The 528-nt window shown below is 54.0% G+C and carries 1 protein-coding gene; it reads left to right on the plus strand.

Going from position 1 to position 528, the window contains the following annotated elements; genetic code table 11:
• Nucleotides 1–528: tyrosine-type recombinase/integrase (locus HF854_RS12475; protein WP_168936565.1), on the plus strand; the 528-nt coding region annotated here is incomplete at both ends.

A 528-nucleotide genomic window follows, 5' to 3' on the forward strand; every position in this document is an offset into this window, starting at 1 on the left:
ATGCTCTGGAAAGAAGGGAACACGCAAAAACAGTTCACCATAGGCCCGTATCCTACCATCTCCCTAAAAGAAGCCCGCGAAAAACGCGACGCCGTCAATGGGCTGCTAGTGCAAGGCCTTGACCCCAACGAGCAATATCGTTCTGAACAGGAGCAACAGGACGAGGAGACCAACCTTACCTTCCGCGTTGTCGCTCAAGAGTGGTATGAAAAGCGCACGGTCACCCAGACAGAAAGCACCCGCCGTCTCAAGATGCAACGGCTGGAACGACACGTCTTTCCCTCGTTTGGGAACATTCCCATAAAGCAGCTCACGCCCCGGGATATCATCCTTGCCCTCCATGCCATCGAAAGTCAGGGACGTCGGGAAATGGCTCGGCGTGTGGGGCAAATTGTAGGGCAAATATGCCGCTATGCCAGAGTAGTAGGCTATCTGGAGTATGACCTTTCTTCGGGGATCACTGAAGCTCTGGAACCCAAAGGTCCGGTTCAGCATAGGGCCACGATCACGGATCCGAAGAAAATCGGT

Origin of the sequence: Desulfovibrio piger (assembly GCF_012843875.1) — a bacterium.
Lineage (GTDB): Bacteria > Desulfobacterota > Desulfovibrionia > Desulfovibrionales > Desulfovibrionaceae > Desulfovibrio.